13 protein-coding genes are annotated in these 14140 nt (G+C 67.8%); 11 read left to right on the forward strand and 2 right to left on the reverse strand.

Going from position 1 to position 14140, the window contains the following annotated elements; all coding sequences use genetic code 11:
* The coding region (locus tag ADBZ6I_RS10050) for a cytochrome P450 (RefSeq protein ID WP_526383354.1) at positions 1–508 on the forward strand (508 nt) is incomplete at its 5' end.
* 12 nt (positions 509–520) lie between these two features.
* Here ADBZ6I_RS10050 and ADBZ6I_RS10055 read toward each other — a convergent pair.
* Positions 521–3391, reverse strand: coding sequence for an aconitate hydratase (locus tag ADBZ6I_RS10055; RefSeq protein ID WP_526383356.1), 2871 nt, complete (start codon positions 3389–3391; stop codon positions 521–523).
* 174 nt (positions 3392–3565) lie between these two features.
* Here ADBZ6I_RS10055 and ADBZ6I_RS10060 point away from each other — a divergent pair, with 174 nt between their 5' ends.
* The 9 genes from ADBZ6I_RS10060 to ADBZ6I_RS10100 all read left to right on the forward strand — a co-directional run bounded on the left by ADBZ6I_RS10060 (position 3566) and on the right by ADBZ6I_RS10100 (position 12640).
* Entirely contained in the window at positions 3566–4114 is a 549-nt protein-coding gene (locus ADBZ6I_RS10060; RefSeq protein ID WP_526383379.1) for an Rv1476 family membrane protein, read from the forward strand.
* Between the two features lie 220 nt (positions 4115–4334).
* Entirely contained in the window at positions 4335–5918 is a 1584-nt protein-coding gene (ripA, locus tag ADBZ6I_RS10065; RefSeq protein ID WP_526383358.1) for an NlpC/P60 family peptidoglycan endopeptidase RipA, read from the forward strand.
* A gap of 8 nt (positions 5919–5926) precedes the next feature.
* Positions 5927–6622: an NlpC/P60 family peptidoglycan endopeptidase RipB gene (gene ripB, locus ADBZ6I_RS10070; protein ID WP_526383360.1), complete on the forward strand. Its 696-nt coding sequence runs from the start codon at positions 5927–5929 to the stop codon at positions 6620–6622.
* 153 nt (positions 6623–6775) lie between these two features.
* Positions 6776–7870, forward strand: a complete 1095-nt coding sequence (moxR1, locus tag ADBZ6I_RS10075) for a chaperone MoxR1 (protein ID WP_526383362.1) — start codon at positions 6776–6778, stop codon at positions 7868–7870.
* Positions 7867–8811 carry a DUF58 domain-containing protein gene (locus tag ADBZ6I_RS10080; protein ID WP_526383364.1) on the forward strand — a complete coding sequence of 315 codons (945 nt, stop codon included), beginning with the start codon at positions 7867–7869 and terminating at the stop codon, positions 8809–8811. The genes moxR1 and ADBZ6I_RS10080 overlap by 4 nt, the downstream gene beginning before the upstream one ends.
* A complete protein-coding gene (locus ADBZ6I_RS10085) occupies positions 8808–9821 on the forward strand; it encodes a vWA domain-containing protein (protein WP_526383366.1) in 1014 nt (337 codons plus the stop codon). Before ADBZ6I_RS10080 ends, ADBZ6I_RS10085 begins: the two co-directional genes overlap by 4 nt.
* A gap of 122 nt (positions 9822–9943) precedes the next feature.
* Positions 9944–10708, forward strand: a complete 765-nt coding sequence (fabG1, locus tag ADBZ6I_RS10090) for a 3-oxoacyl-ACP reductase FabG1 (RefSeq protein WP_526383368.1) — start codon at positions 9944–9946, stop codon at positions 10706–10708.
* A 43-nt stretch (positions 10709–10751) separates the two neighbouring features.
* The gene (gene inhA / locus ADBZ6I_RS10095; protein ID WP_526383371.1) at positions 10752–11561 is read left to right on the forward strand and encodes an NADH-dependent enoyl-ACP reductase InhA; all 810 of its coding nucleotides are present in this window, start codon (positions 10752–10754) and stop codon (positions 11559–11561) included.
* Positions 11561–12640 (forward strand): ferrochelatase, encoded by a 1080-nt coding sequence (locus ADBZ6I_RS10100; protein ID WP_526383373.1) that lies wholly within the window; start codon positions 11561–11563, stop codon positions 12638–12640. Before inhA ends, ADBZ6I_RS10100 begins: the two co-directional genes overlap by 1 nt.
* Before the next feature lie 136 nt (positions 12641–12776).
* Here the strand turns inward: ADBZ6I_RS10100 and ADBZ6I_RS10105 are convergent, their stop codons facing one another.
* Complete coding sequence (locus ADBZ6I_RS10105) at positions 12777–13616, reverse strand: Rv1486c family protein (protein WP_526383375.1); 840 nt, start codon at positions 13614–13616, stop codon at positions 12777–12779.
* A gap of 90 nt (positions 13617–13706) precedes the next feature.
* On the opposite strand from ADBZ6I_RS10105, the gene ADBZ6I_RS10110 reads away from it, so the two are divergent.
* Positions 13707–14140, forward strand: a 434-nt coding sequence (locus ADBZ6I_RS10110) for an NfeD family protein (RefSeq protein ID WP_526383377.1), incomplete at its 3' end; no start/stop codon positions are given.

Consider the following 14140-nt stretch of genomic DNA (forward strand, 5'->3'; position numbering starts at 1 on the left):
GCAGGAACGCTGCCGCGACGAGGGCGCCCGCATCGGCGACGGCCCACTGGACATCGAAGCGCTGGAAAAACTGGAAACCTTCGACCTGGTCATCAACGAATGCCTGCGACTGGTCACCCCACTGCCGTTCAACGTGCGCCGGGCTGTCCGCGACACCGAGATCTGCGGCTACTTCATCCCTGAGGGCACCAACATCAATCTGTGGCCGGGGATGAACCATCGGTTGCCGGAGTTGTGGACCGATCCGGACACCTTCGACCCGGCCCGATTCGCCGAACCGCGCTCGGAGCACAAGCGCCACCGCTACGCCTTCGCCCCGTTCGGCGGCGGCGCCCACAAGTGCATCGGCATGGTCTTCGGCCAGTTGGAGATCAAGACGATCATGCACCGGGTGCTACAGAACTACCGACTGGAACTACCGCACCCCGGCTACGTGCCCAAGTACGACTACGCCGGCATGCCGGTCCCGATCGACGGCATGCCCATCACGCTGAGGCGGATTCGCTAGAGCCCCGGTTGATCAGGCCGACGCCGCCGACTTCAGCATGTTGCGCAGCACGTACTGCAGGATCCCGCCGTTGCGGTAGTAGTCGGCCTCACCGGGGGTGTCGATGCGGACCACCGCGTCGAACTCGACTGTCCTTTCAGGGGAGCCTGCCTCGGCCGCCTTGGTAGCGGTCACCCGGACGGTCTTGGGTGTCTTACCGGCGTTGAGCTCGTCGATACCGGTGATGTCGAACACCTCGGTGCCGTCCAGCTTCAGCGACGCCGCAGACTCACCGGCGGGGAACTGCAGCGGGATGACGCCCATGCCGATCAGGTTCGACCGGTGGATGCGCTCGAACGACTCGGTGATCACCGCGCGCACCCCAAGCAGGCTGGTGCCCTTGGCGGCCCAGTCGCGCGACGAGCCGGAGCCGTACTCCTTGCCGCCGAGCACCACCAGCGGAATGTTCTGTGCCGCATAGTTCTGCGCGGCGTCATAGATGAACGACTGCGGGGCGCCCGGCTGGGTGAAGTCGCGGGTGTAGCCCCCGGCGGGGACCTCGCCCAATCCAGCGAGGACCTGGTTGCTGAGCCGGATGTTGGCGAAGGTGCCGCGGATCATGACCTCGTGGTTGCCGCGCCGCGAACCCAGGGAGTTGAAGTCGGCCGGCCGCACGCCGTTGGCCTCCAGGTACTGGGCTGCGGGAGTGCCCTTCTTGATGCTGCCGGCCGGTGAGATGTGGTCGGTGGTCACCGAATCGCCCAGCAACGCAAGCACTCTCGCGCCGGTGATGTTGTTGACCGGCTGCGGCTCGGCGGGCATGCCGTCGAAGTAGGGGGGCTTGCGCACATAGGTGGACTTCGGGTCCCAGGCGAAGGTGTTGCCCGACGGCGTGGGCAGATTGCGCCAGCGCTCGTCGCCCTTGAACACGTCGGCGTAGCTGTCGACGAACATCTCCCGGTTGATCGAGGAGGCGATGGTCTCCTCGATCTCCTTCTGTGTCGGCCAGATGTCCTTGAGGAACACGTCATTGCCGTTGCCGTCCTTACCCAGCGGGTCGGACTCGAAATCGAAGTCCATGGTGCCGGCGATGCCGTAGGCGATCACCAGCGGCGGCGAGGCGAGGTAGTTCATCTTGACGTCGGGGGAGATGCGTCCCTCGAAGTTGCGGTTGCCGGACAGCACGGCGGTGACGGCCAGATCGTTGTCGTTGACGGCCTTGGAGATCTCGTCGGGCAGCGGGCCGGTGTTGCCGATGCAGGTGGTGCATCCGTAGCCGCCCAGGTAGTAGCCCAGCTTCTCCAGATACGGCCACAGGCCGGCCTTTTCGTAGTAGTCGGTCACCACCTGCGAGCCGGGCGCCATGTTGGTCTTGACCCACGGCTTGGTGGTCAGACCCTTCTCGACGGCCTTCTTGGCCAGCAGCGCGGCGCCGAGCATGACCGAGGGATTGGAAGTATTGGTGCACGAGGTGATTCCGGTGACCACCACCGCCCCGTGGTCGAGCACGAACTCGCCTCGGTCGGCCGACCGCACCATCACTGGCTTGCTGGGCCGGCCGTGCGAGCCGTTGGACGCCGACGGTCGCATGTCGACGGCGCCGTTGTCGGCGAACGACAGCGCCGCCGGATCGCTGGCCGGGAAGGACTCCTCGTCAGCCTCGTCGAGTTTGGTGTGCGGTGTCGGGTGGTTCTCTTCGACGTAGTTGTGAATGTCCTTACGGAAGGCCGTCTTCGCGTCGGTCAGCTCGATGCGGTCCTGCGGACGCTTGGGCCCGGCGATCGACGGCACCACGGTCGACAGATCCAGTTCCAGGTACTCGGAGAACACCGGCTCATGATCCGGCCCCTCTGAATCGGCGTAGTGCCACATACCTTGAGCTTTGGCGTAGGCCTCCACCAGGGCAACCTGCTCCTCGCTGCGGCCGGTCAGCCGCAGGTAGTCGATGGTGACCTCGTCGATCGGGAACATCGCTGCGGTGGAACCGAATTCGGGGCTCATATTGCCCAGGGTGGCGCGGTTGGCCAGCGGCACCTCGGCCACGCCCTTGCCGTAGAACTCGACGAACTTGCCCACCACACCGTGCTTGCGCAGCATGTCGGTGACGGTCAGTACCACGTCGGTGGCGGTCACGCCCGGCTTGATCTCGCCGGTCAGCTTGAAGCCGACGACCCGGGGGATCAGCATCGACACCGGCTGGCCCAGCATGGCCGCCTCGGCCTCGATGCCGCCGACGCCCCAGCCCAGCACGCCCAGGCCGTTGACCATGGTGGTGTGGCTGTCGGTGCCCACGCAGGTGTCGGGGTAGGCCACACCGTCACGGACCATGGTCACCCGCGCCAGGTACTCGATGTTGACCTGGTGGACGATCCCGGTGCCCGGCGGAACCACCTTGAAATCGTCGAAAGCGCCCTGCCCCCAACGCAGGAACTGATAACGCTCGCCATTCCGTTCGTATTCGAGCGCGACGTTCCTTTCGAAGGCGCCGGCGTTGCCGAAGAAGTCCAGGATCACCGAGTGGTCGATCACCAGTTCGGCCGGCGCCAGCGGGTTGACCTTCTCCGGGTCACCGCCGAGCGCGGTCACCGCCTCGCGCATGGTGGCCAGGTCGACGACGCAGGGCACTCCGGTGAAGTCCTGCATGATCACCCGCGCCGGGGTGAACTGGATCTCGATGCTCGGCTGCGCCGAGGGGTCCCAGTTCGCGATCGCGGTGATGTGGTCGCCGGTGATGTTGGCGCCGTCCTCGGTGCGCAGCAGGTTCTCCGCGAGCACCTTGAGGCTGTAGGGAAGCTTCTCGGTTCCCGGGACCGCGTCGAGCCGGTAGATCTCGTAGCTCTTGTCCCCGACCTTGAGGGTGTCGTGGGCTCCGAAAGAATTCAGGGACGAACTGGCGCTACTCACATCAAACTCCCGGCGTGTGCTTGATCTTAAAATCGAAGGTCAGTGGCAGGTCGAATCTTAACGGGGCCGACGTCCCGCCAGGGGAGCCGACCCCAAGCTTCCAGTCTCGTCTCCCACGGCGCGTGCTGCCACCGCGTGGCGGTGATAGCGGTACCGTCTGATCTCGTGAGCCCGCTGACTGCTCCCACTTTCCTGCCGCCCTACCTGCCCACCTTCATCCCCGTCGAGGTGTGCAGTGCCGCCGGATTGCCGTCCTCCACCCCGGTGGACGCCTGCATGGCCGCGGTCAAGGCCGACGTCGCCAAGGATGGCGTGGCCGCTGCGCCCGCCGATGTGCCCGGCCTGCAGAAGGTCGTCAGAGGCGCGCAGGACCGTGGCATCGACCTCAAGGTCGTCGTCATCGACAAGAGCCCGATCATCGACACCCCGCTGCGAGATATCGCCCGCCAGGTCCAAGAGGCCAACCCCGGTTCCACCGTGCTGGTCCTGAGCCCGGAATTCGCCGGCACCTACAGCACCAGCTACGACCGTGTCCTGCTGGAGGCGGGGCAGGACGTCGCCAAGACCGCCGGCAATCCAGTACAGGGCGCACAGAATTTCGTCGACCAGTTGAAGACTCCGATTTTCAACTGGACCGCATTCACAATCCTGCTCGTTTTAGCCGTCGCGGCGGCCGCTGTCGTGACACGACTTGTTCAACGTCGGGTCACCCGCGCGAAGTAAGCCACCTGCGCAGACGTCATTTCCTGGCGTTTTCTTAAGATCACTATTCGGTCACACCTGCGGAAATACAAACGTGTAATTCTTTGCGCCCGTTTCTTCCGCGGCAGTAGTGACGTACGGTGCAGTTGTCGCCATTGTTATTGATGAGGTTTTTGTGACCTCTGTGACAGGCGTGACTGATCGTGCAGCACTAGGAGTCGGAGTCAAATTGAGACGTCGAATGGGACCTTCGAGTGGTTCCCGCAGCGTTCGGGCTACCCGGGCCCTCTGCCCTCTGACGCTGACGGTCGCCATGACGATCACCGTGCCCGGGCTGGCTCAGGCCGACCCCGATCAGGAGCCCAACAGCATGGCCGCTCTGGTGGCCGACGTCGCCGAGGCCAACCAGAAGCTGCAGGACATCGGCGCGCGGGTGCAGGCCGAGCAGGAGGGCGTCAACAAGGCCATCGTCGAGGTCCAGGAAGCCCGCGACGCCGCGGCGGCCGCCCAGCAGAACGTCCAGTCCAGCGAACAGGCCGTCAAGGACGCCAACTCCGCGATCGTCGAGGCGCAGAAGAAGTTCGACACCTTCGCCGCGGCCAGCTACGTCAACGGCCCGTCCGGCTCCCTGGTGCTGGCCCGCACCCCCGAGGAGATCCTCTCCAGCGCCTCCGCCGGCCAGACCCTGGCCATCAGTTCCCAGCAGATCATGGCCGGGCTTCGGCAGGCCCGCACCGCCGCGGTCAACTCCGATGCCGCGGCCCGGGAGGCCAAGGCGAACGCCGACAAGGCGGTCCAGGACGCGCGGAGCAGCCAGGACGCCGCGGTCGCCGCACTGACCGACGCGCAGAAGAACTTCCGCCAACAGCAGGCCGAGATTGATCGCCTCGCCGCCGAGCGCAAGGCCGCCCAGCAGAGGCTCGCCGCCGCGCGCGCCTGGTCGGCTGCGGCTAAGGTTCCGCCTTCGGCTTCAGCGGCCAAGGTTCCGCCTTCGGCTTCAGCGGCTAAGGTTCCGCCTTCGGCTTCAGCGGCTCAGCTTCCGCCTTCAGCCGCCGCCCCGCCCGTCGCCGGCGGGCCCGCGCCGCAGGCGGCCGTCGTCAACGACGCCGCCGGGCCGGTGGCTCAGGCCGCCGCGCCGGCCGGGCCGGGGGACCGCTGGGAGGGTGGCGCCGGTCCGGCGCCCGGGGCGACGGTGACGGTGCCCTACGGCGACCCCTCCGAATGGGATCTGACACTGCCGGCGGTGCCGAGTGCGTTCCTCTCCGGTGACCCGGTCCAGATCATCAACGGCGTCCTGCAGATCGCGTCCAATTCGTTCCAGGTGACCCAGGACCTCGGCAAGAAGTTCCTGCAGAAGCTCGGCATCCTCAAGCCCACCGACACCGGGATCACCAACGGCGGCGGCATCCCGTTGGTGTACGGCAACCAGGCCATCGAGTACGTCATCAAGCGGGCGCAGTCCCAGATCGGCGTCCCGTACTCGTGGGGCGGCGGCAACGCCGCGGGCCCCAGCCGTGGCATCGACTCCGGCGCCGGCACCGTCGGGTTCGACTGCTCCGGGCTGGTGCTCTACGCCTTCGCCGGCGCCGGCATCAAACTTCCGCACTATTCCGGGTCGCAATACGAGATGGGCCGCAAGATCCCGTCCGCGCAGATGCGGCGCGGCGACGTGCTCTTCTGGGGTCCGGGGGGCTCCCAGCACGTGGCGATCTACCTCGGCAACGGGCAGATGATCGAGGCGCCCTACACCGGTTCCTTCGTCAAGATCTCGCCGGTGCGCACCAGCGGCATGACGCCCTTCGCCATCCGCTACGTCGAATGGTGAGGCAGGGCATGTCGCAGCACACCCGGTTGTTCCGCGTTCTCACGGCGCTGCTGACGGCGCTGCTCCTGACACTGGGCGGCGTGGGCCTGGCGTCCCCGGCCGCCGCCGAGGAGGGCTGGGATCCCACGTTGCCCCAGGTCCTCAGCGCGGGCGCCCCCGGTGATCCGGTCGCGATGGCGCAGGCCTCCCTGGCGTTCACCCAGCAGGCCGCCCAGGCCACCATGGACCTGGGCAAGAAGTTCCTGGCCGGTCTCGGTATCGGCGGCGGCTCCGCGGCCGTGCCCGGCGGCCGGGTCAACGGCCCGCAGGCCATCGAATACATAATTCGCCGCGGCGCATCCCAGCGAGGAGTGCCGTACTCCTGGGGTGGCGGCGCCATCAACGGGCCCAGCGAGGGCGTGGACCAGGACGCCGGCAAGGTCGGTTATGACTGCTCGGGGTTCACCCGCTACGCCTACGCCGGCGTGGGAGTGCAACTGCCGAAGTACTCCGGCGACCAGTACACCGCCGGTCGGCACGTCTCACCGTCGCAGGCCAAGCGGGGCGACCTGATCTTTTACGGCCCCGGGGGCAGCCAGCACGTCGCCATCTATCTGGGCAACGGCCAGATGATGGAGGCATCCTCGGCGGCCGGCCAGGTGACGGTCGGCCCAGTTCGCACCGCCGGGATGACGCCCTATCTGACCCGGGTCATCGAGACCTAGCCGCCCCAGCGGCGGACCGACGCGCCAGCGAAGACACCCACGTCGACGGATTCCGGATCGCCTGGAATAGTTGTCGACAGGACACCAGGCGGCCGGCACAGACGCGGGCAGCCGGCATCGATGTGTCAGCCAACAGCTGTGGAGGGTTTGTCAATGACGTCACCAGGTGGCTACGCGGGTTCGAGCACCGCTGCCAGCGGCAACGGTCTGGCCGCCGAGGTACACACCCTGGAACGGGCGATCTTCGAAGTCAAGCGGATCATCGTCGGTCAGGACACCCTCGTCGAACGCATCCTGGTGGGTCTGCTGGCCAAGGGCCACGTGCTGCTCGAAGGTGTGCCGGGGGTGGCCAAGACGCTCGCGGTCGAGACCTTCGCCAAGGTGGTCGGCGGCACCTTCGCCCGCATCCAGTTCACCCCCGACCTGGTGCCCACCGACATCATCGGCACCCGGATCTACCGGCAGGGCCGCGAAGAGTTCGACATCGAACTCGGCCCGGTGGTGGTCAACTTCCTGCTCGCCGACGAGATCAACCGCGCGCCGGCGAAGGTGCAGTCCGCGCTGCTGGAGGTCATGGCCGAGCGCAAGATCTCCATCGGCGGCCAGACCTACCCGCTGCCCAAGCCGTTCCTGGTGATGGCCACCCAGAACCCCATCGAGAACGAGGGCGTCTACCCGCTGCCCGAGGCCCAGCGTGACCGCTTCCTGTTCAAGATCAACGTCGACTACCCGTCGCCGGAAGAGGAGCGCGAGATCATCTACCGGATGGGTGTGACCCCGCCGGAGCCCAAGCAGATCCTGGAGACCGGCGACCTGTTGCGCCTTCAGGACGTGGCGGCCAACAACTTCGTTCATCACGCGCTGGTCGACTACGTGGTTCGGGTGGTCACCGCCACCCGCCGCCCCGAGCAGTTCGGCATGCCCGACGTCCGCGCCTGGATCGCCTACGGCGCGTCGCCGCGCGCCTCGCTGGGCATCATCGCCGCGGCCCGGGCACTGGCGCTGGTCCGTGGGCGCGATTACGTGGTGCCCACCGACGTCATCGAGGTGATCCCGGACGTGCTGCGCCACCGACTGGTGCTTACTTACGACGCGTTGGCCGACGACGTCAAGGCCGACACCGTGATCGCCCGCATTCTGCAAACCGTCGGGCTGCCTCAGGTGAATGCCATGCCGCAGCAAGGACATTCGGTGCCGCCGGTCGGGGCGCAGGCCGTTTCACCCGCGGCCGGTGCCAGCGCTCGGTGAGCGAATCGCACTCCATCCACCCGCCCTCGTTCGGCCGTGGTGAGATCGACGACGCCAAGCTGTCAGCGGCGTTGCGTCAGCTTGAACTGACCGTCAAGCGCAAGCTCGACGGTGTGTTGCAGGGCAACCACCTCGGCCTGATCCCGGGCCCCGGATCCGAACCCGGCGACTCGCGAATCTACCAACCGGGTGACGACGTGCGCCGGATGGACTGGTCGGTGACCGCCCGTACCACCCACCCGCACGTGCGGCAGATGGTCGCCGACCGCGAACTGGAGACCTGGCTGGTGGTTGACATGTCCGCGAGCCTGGACTTCGGCACCACCGGCTGCGAGAAGCGCGATCTGGCGGTCGGCGCCGCCGCGGCCATCACCTATCTCAACAGCGGCGGCGGCAACCGGATCGGGGCGCTGATCGCCAACGGGCAGGACATCATTCGCGTCCCGGCCCGCTCCGGGCGTCAGCACGAGCAGACCCTGCTGCGCGCCATCGCGACCTGCCCGCGTGCCCCGCTGGGGGTGCGCGGCGACCTGGCGGTCGCCATCGACGCGCTGCGCCGTCCGGAGCGCCGCCGCGGGATGGCGGTGATCATCAGCGACTTCCTCGGCCCGATCAACTGGATGCGCCCGCTGCGCGCCATCTCGGCCCGTCACGAGGTGCTGGGCATCGAAGTCCTGGACCCCCGCGACGTTGAACTCCCCGACGTGGGGGATGTGATCCTGCAGGACACCGAGTCGGGGGTGACGCGGGAGTTCACCATCGACGAGCAGTTGCGCGACGATTTCGCCCGCGCCGCCGCCGCCCATCACGACGAGGTGGCACGCACCCTGCGCCGCTGCGGTGCTCCGCTGATGACGTTGCGCACCGACCGGGAGTGGATCGCCGACATCGTGCGTTTCGTCGCGTCCCGGCGCCGCGGAGCGATGGCGGGATCGCAATGAGCCTGCCGTTGCTCGGGCCGATGTCGCTCGGCAATTTCGCCCACCCGTGGATGTTCCTGTTCCTGTTGGCCGTCGCCGGGCTGGTGGCGCTCTATATCTATGTGCAGCGGTCCCGGGAGAAGCGCATCCTGCGGTTCGCCAACATGGAGCTGCTGGAAAGCGTTGCCCCGCAACGCCCCAAACGCTGGCGTCACCTGCCCGCGATTCTGTTGATCTCGTCGCTGGTGCTGTTCACCGTCGCCATGGCCGGGCCGCAGAACGACGTCCGCGTCCCGCGCAACCGGGCCGTCGTCATGCTGGTCATCGACGTATCGCAGTCGATGCGGGCCACCGACGTCGAGCCGAGCCGGCTGGCCGCCGCGCAGGTCGCTGCCAAGCAGTTCGCCGACCAGCTGACCGCGGGCATCAACCTCGGCCTGATCGGCTATGCCGGCACTGCGACGGTGCTGGTGTCGCCCACCACCAACCGGGACGCCACCAAGATCGCGCTGGACAAACTGCAACTGGCCGACCGCACCGCCACCGGCGAGGCGATCTTCACCGCTCTGCAGGCGATCGCCACCGTGGGTGCGGTGATCGGCGGCGGCGACGAAGGCGACAAGCCACCCGGCCGGATCGTGCTGATGTCCGACGGCAAGGAGACGGTGCCGTCCAACCCGGACAACCCCAAGGGCGCCTTCACCGCGGCGCGCACAGCCAAGGACCAGGGCGTGCCGATCTCGACGGTGTCCTTCGGCACCCCGTACGGCTACGTCGAGATCAACGATCAGCGCCAGCCGGTGCCGGTCGACGACGCGATGCTCAAGAAGATCGCCGAACTCTCCGACGGCAACGCCTACAGCGCTTCGACCCTGGAGCAGCTCAAAGAGGTGTTCACTTCGCTGCAGGACCAGATCGGCTACGAGACCGTCAAGGGCGACGCGAGCGTGGGCTGGCTGCGACTGGGGTCGCTGCTGCTGGCATTGGCCGCGCTGGCGGCGCTGCTCATCAATCGCCGGCTGCCCGGCTAGCTTTCACCGGCCAAATCGACAAACCGCCGAGAAAGATCGAGTGAATCGCTGCAGAACGTCGATCTCGGCCTGCGGCGAGCCGGATTTCGGGCTGCTGTGCGTCAGGCATTAAGTTGACGGGCATGACCGACACCGCCTCGACTGAGACAGCCGGCCAGAACGTCGGCGGCAAACCACCATTCGTCTCCCGTTCGGTGCTGGTCACCGGCGGCAACCGCGGGATCGGCCTAGCCATCGCGCGCCGCCTTGCCGCCGACGGCCACAAGGTAGCGGTCACCCACCGCGGTTCCGGGGCGCCCGACGGCCTGTTCGGGGTGGAGTGCGACGTCACCGACAGCGCCGCCGTGGACCGCGCCTTCACCGAGGTCGAGGAGCACCAGGGTCCGGTCGAGGTGCTGGTGTCCAACGCCGGTATCACCGCTGATGCCTTCCTGATCCGGATGACCGAGGAGCGGTTCCAGAAGGTCATCGACGCCAACCTGACCGGCGCCTTCCGGGTGGTCCAGCGGGCGGCCCGCAGCATGCAGAAGAAGCGGTTCGGGCGGATCATCTTCGTCGGCTCCGTCTCCGCCAGCTGGGGGATCGGCAACCAGGCCAACTACGCGGCCTCCAAGGCCGGCCTGATCGGCATGGCCCGGTCCATCTCCCGCGAACTGTCCAAGGCCGGTGTCACCGCCAACGTGGTGGCACCCGGTCTGATCGACACCGACATGACCCAGTCGATGGACGAGCGGGTCCGGGCCGGCGCGCTGGAGTTCATCCCGGCCAAGCGGATCGGCACCGCCGACGAGGTCGCCGGTGCGGTCAGCTTCCTGGCCTCCGAGGACGCCGGATACATCGCCGGCGCGGTGATCCCCGTCGACGGCGGCATGGGCATGGGCCACTAGATCTCCACGACAGCACGTTGGCGCATAGGGCGAAAGGACCCACATGGCAGGGCTTTTGGAGGGCAAACGTGTCCTCGTCACCGGCATCATCACCGATTCCTCGATCGCGTTTCACATTGCGCGCGTCGCGCAGGAGGCGGGGGCGGAGCTGGTCTGCACCGGATTCGACCGGATGCGGCTGATTCAGCGCATCGTGGACAGACTTCCGAGTCCGGCTCCCTTACTGGAACTCGACGTGCAGAATCCCGAGCACCTCGACAGCCTGGCCGATCGGGTCTCCGAGGTGATCGGTAAGGACAACCGGCTCGACGGCGTCGTGCATTCCATCGGCTACATGCCGCCCAGTGGCATGGGCATCAACCCGTTCTTCGACGCCCCCTATGAGGACGTCGCCAAAGGCATCCACATCTCGGCGTTCTCCTATGCGTCGTTGGCCAAAGCCGTTCTGCCGATCATGAACCCGGGCGGCGGAATCGTGGGCATGGACTTCGATCCGACCCGCGCCATGCCGGCCTACAACTGGATGACGGTCGCCAAGAGCGCGCTGGAATCGGTCAACCGGTTCGTCGCCCGCGAAGCGGGCAAGGTCGGGGTGCGCTCCAATCTCGTTGCTGCCGGCCCGATCCGGACGCTGGCGATGAGCGCGATCATGGGTGGCGCGCTGGGGGATCAGTTCAAGGACGAGATGGCGATGCTCGAAGAGGGCTGGGACAGCCGGGCACCGCTGGGCTGGGATATGAAGGACCCCACCGCGGTCGCCAGGACGGTGTGTGCGCTGGTCTCCGACTGGCTGCCCGCCACCACCGGAACCGTCATCTACGCCGACGGCGGCGCCAGCACCCAGCTTCTCTGATGGCACCCTTCGACGCACTGCTGCTGCTGTCCTTCGGTGGTCCCGAGGGGCCCGACCAGGTCATGCCGTTCCTGGAGAACGTCACCCGCGGGCGTGGGATCCCGCGCGAGCGGCTGGAATCGGTGGCCGAGCACTACCTGCACTTCGGCGGGGTCTCGCCCATCAACGCCATCAACCGTGCGCTGATCGAGTCCATCGAGACCGAGCTCGCCGAGCGGGGCGAGCGGTTGCCGGTGTATTTCGGCAACCGCAACTGGCATCCGTTCGCCGAGGACACCGTCGCGCAGATGAAAGCGGACGGAGTGCAGCGGGCCGCCGTGTTCACCACCTCGGCGTGGGGCGGTTACTCCGGTTGCACCCAGTATCAGGAGGACATCGCCCGGGCGCGTACGGCCACCGGCGAGAACGCACCCGAACTGGTCAAGCTGCGGCAGTATTTCGACCATCCGCTGCTGATCGAGATGTTCGCCGACGCCGTCGCGCAGGCCGCCGACGAGCTGCCGGCCGACCTGCGAGGCGATGCGCGGCTGGTCTTCACCGCGCATTCGATTCCGATGCGCGCCGTCGACCGCTGCGGGCCCGGCCTGTATCCGCGCCAGGTCGACTACGCCTCCAGCCTGGTCGCCGCGGCCGCCGGCTACTCCGACTACGACGTGGTGTGGCAGTCCAGGTCCGGGCCGCCGCAGGTGCCGTGGCTGGAACCCGATGTGGGAGATCATCTTTCGACGTTGGCGGCGTCGGGAACCAAGGCCGTCATCGTATGCCCGGTCGGATTCGTCGCCGACCACATCGAGGTCATCTGGGATCTGGACAGCGAACTCGCCGAGCAGGCCGGGGAACTCGGCGTCGCGCTGGCGCGGGCCACCACACCCAATGCCCAGCCGCGGTACGCCCGGTTGGCACTGGACCTGCTCGACGAGGTTCGCGAAGGCCGGCCGCCTTCCAGAGTCGCTGGGTCGCAACCGGTTCCGGTTCAGGGTGCCAGTGTCAACGGCAAGTTCTGCACCGACATCTGCGTGGCCAGCGCCGAGGCGGCGGCCGCTGCTGCCTCGACTCGTCCGACTCCTCCTCGGGCCTAGCGGCCCGCATCGTCATCGGACTAGCGCCTCGATTCGTCCGACTCCTCCTCGGGCCTGGCGGCCCGCATCGTCATCGGACTAGCGCCTCGATTCGTCCGACTCCTCCTCGGGCCTGGCGGCCCGCATCGTCATCGGACTAGCGCCAGGCCGACTCCAGGATCGCGCTGACCGCAGCCGCCCGCGCCGCCCGAACCACCGAGGACAACGGCCGCAACGCCGAATCGGCGATACGGGCCTCCGAAGCGCTCTGGGTGCCGATCGGCGCCACCCCGGAACTGACGGTGATGATCGCGTCGACGTGCGCCGCGGTAGACAGCACCCGCACCGCCCGGCTGGGCGCATGGTCGGGGATGCCGTGGTGGCAGGTGGCCTGCAGCACTTCCTCGACCAGCGAACGCGGATCTTCTGCGCCGGCAGCGAGTCGCAGCGCGTCCAGGGCATCGGCGGCCGACCGTACCGCCGAGCGCAACGAATACTCGGCTTCGCCGAGGTCCATATAGTCGGCGACCGGCGGGTTGGGCAGTGAGTACACCGACCACAGCAGCGTCTCCCGCGGCAGCGGGGCATCGTCGTCGTCCACCTCGAACGCGGGGACCAGGCCGATCGCCGTGCCGTCGGGGGAGCTGATGAGCACTGCCTCTCCGGCGTCGAGGGCGTCGGTCTGGAACTGGGTGCCCACCGGCAGGCCGCGGACGTCGCCGGGAACCGGCAGCGCCAGGCTGATCGACGGTCTCACCGGCCCGTCGTAGCGGCGCGGGCCCGTCGCGGTGCGCACCGTCTGCAGCAGCGACATCGGTCCGGCATTGTCGACGTCCGGCCACGGCAAACCCGTGCGGCCCGCCGCGACGGCGTCGTAAGCAGTCACCGAATGTATTGGCGCCCAGGCGGTCAGTGCGTCGAGGACGTCGTCGGGTGCCGCCTGGCCGGCCAGCCAGGCGTTGGACCACACCGATAACGAGACACTCGGGCACCACATATTGGTCGTGAGTGTAGTGGCTTGGGCGACCCCCGGCCGGGCCCTCGTCAGGCCCGGCGCACTCCCACCGGCAGCGCGTATCGTGGCGTTATGTCCGCGCCGCTGATCTGGCTGGTCGCCGCGCTCGGGCTGGCAGCCGCCGAGGCGCTCACGGGGGATATGTCCCTGCTGATGCTCAGCGGCGGGGCGCTCGCCGCGGCGGGGTCGTCCTGGCTGCTCGGCCTGCCGCTGTGGGCCGACGGGGTGGTGTTCCTGGTGGTATCGGTTCTGCTGCTGGCGCTGGTGCGCCCCACAGCGCGCCGGCGGCTGACGGCCGGGCGGGGGCTTCCCGAGCCGATCAGGGCGCTGGAGGGCAAGCACGCACTGGTGCTGGACCGGGTCGTCGGCGGCCAGGGCCGGGTCAAGCTCGACGGTGAGGTCTGGACGGCTCGCCCGCTCGATGAGAACGACAGCTACGAGCCCGGTGAGCAGGTGACCGTGATGCACATCGACGGCGCGACCGCCGTCGTCTGGCGCGACGCCTA

Origin of the sequence: Mycobacterium sp., assembly GCF_044342925.1 — a bacterium.
GTDB lineage: Bacteria > Actinomycetota > Actinomycetes > Mycobacteriales > Mycobacteriaceae > Mycobacterium.

Coding starts and splice junctions, on each gene's coding strand:
- ripA (WP_526383358.1), top strand. CDS start 4,335: ATGGGACCTTCGAGTGGTTCCCGCAGCGTTCGGGCTACCCGGGCCCTC.
- ripB (WP_526383360.1), top strand. CDS start 5,927: ATGTCGCAGCACACCCGGTTGTTCCGCGTTCTCACGGCGCTGCTGACG.
- moxR1 (WP_526383362.1), top strand. CDS start 6,776: ATGACGTCACCAGGTGGCTACGCGGGTTCGAGCACCGCTGCCAGCGGC.
- ADBZ6I_RS10085 (WP_526383366.1), top strand. CDS start 8,808: ATGAGCCTGCCGTTGCTCGGGCCGATGTCGCTCGGCAATTTCGCCCAC.
- fabG1 (WP_526383368.1), top strand. CDS start 9,944: ATGACCGACACCGCCTCGACTGAGACAGCCGGCCAGAACGTCGGCGGC.
- inhA (WP_526383371.1), top strand. CDS start 10,752: ATGGCAGGGCTTTTGGAGGGCAAACGTGTCCTCGTCACCGGCATCATC.
- ADBZ6I_RS10100 (WP_526383373.1), top strand. CDS start 11,561: ATGGCACCCTTCGACGCACTGCTGCTGCTGTCCTTCGGTGGTCCCGAG.
- ADBZ6I_RS10105 (WP_526383375.1), bottom strand. CDS start 13,616: ATGTGGTGCCCGAGTGTCTCGTTATCGGTGTGGTCCAACGCCTGGCTG.